Origin of the sequence: Nocardiopsis sp. TNDT3, assembly GCF_003427465.1 — a bacterium.
Taxonomy (GTDB): Bacteria; Actinomycetota; Actinomycetes; order Streptosporangiales; family Streptosporangiaceae; genus Nocardiopsis; species Nocardiopsis dassonvillei.
Genome location: NZ_QPFC01001099.1, coordinates 1 through 1,125 on the forward strand (window position 1 = coordinate 1; position 1,125 = coordinate 1,125).

The following is a 1,125-nucleotide window of genomic DNA, read 5'->3' on the forward strand; positions in this document are numbered from 1 at the left end:
GCCTCGCACAGCTCCCCGACCCCGCGCCCGGCCGCATGCGCCTGCTCGCCGCCGTGGAGTCGGCCGGGGGGCTGGCCGCCGCGGAGATGAGCCACGACGGCCTGCCCTGGCGGCCCGACGTCCACGACGAGATCCTCACCGGCCTCCTCGGACAGCGGCCCCCCTCCGGGCAGCGCCCGCCCGTCCTCGCCGACCTCGCCGCCCGCATCGGCGAGGCCGTGGGCCGCGAGGTCAACCCCGACTCCCCGGCGCAGGTCCTGCGGGCCATGGCGTGGATCGGCCATCCCGTCGACTCCACCCGCTCCTGGGTCCTGGAGAGGATCGACCACCCCGTCGTCCCGCTCCTGCTGCGCTACAAGGAGCTCTCCCGCCTGCACTCCGCCAACGGCTGGGCGTGGCTGGACGCCTGGGTGCGCAGGCGCCCCGGCCCGGACGGAACCACACTCGGACGCTTCCACCCCGACTACGTGGTCGGCGGCGTGGTGTCGGGCCGATGGGCCACCCGGGGCGGCGGCGCACTCCAGATCCCCCGGTCGCTGCGCGGGGCGGTCCGCGCCGACCCCGGCTGGGTCCTCGTCCGCGCCGACGCCGGACAACTCGAACCCCGCGTGCTCGCCGCCGTCTCCGGCGACGACGCCCTGGCCGCCGCGGCCGCGGAGGAGGACCTGTACGCGCGCCTGGCCGTGCACGTGGGCGGAGACCGCGACCGCGCCAAGATCGGCATGCTCTCGGCCATGTACGGCCAGACCTCCGGCGACGCCGCGCCCCTGCTGGCCACCATGCGCCGCCTCTACCCGCGGGCCCTGGAGTACGTGGACTCCGCCGCGCGCACCGGAGAGGGCGGCGGCATCGTCCGCTCCTGGCTGGGGCGCACCTCGCCCGTCCCCGAAGGGTGGGACGCCGCCGTCTCCGGGCCCGGCGGGGAGCGCCGCCGCCGGGCCCAGGGCCGGTTCACCCGCAACTTCGTCGTCCAGGCCACCGCCGCCGAGTGGGCCCTGGTCCTGCTCGCCTCGCTGCGCCAGCGCCTGCCGGACATGCCCGAGGGGGCGGGGATCGTCTTCTTCGTCCACGACGAGGTCGTGCTGCACGTGCCCGCCGACCTGGCCGGGGAGGCGGTGCGCGCGG

The 1,125-nt window shown here is 77.3% G+C and carries 1 protein-coding gene; it reads left to right on the plus strand.

What is annotated here, in order from left to right; genetic code table 11:
• Positions 1-1,125: bifunctional 3'-5' exonuclease/DNA polymerase (locus tag DQW06_RS24335; protein ID WP_117199380.1), on the plus strand; the 1,125-nt coding region annotated here is incomplete at both ends.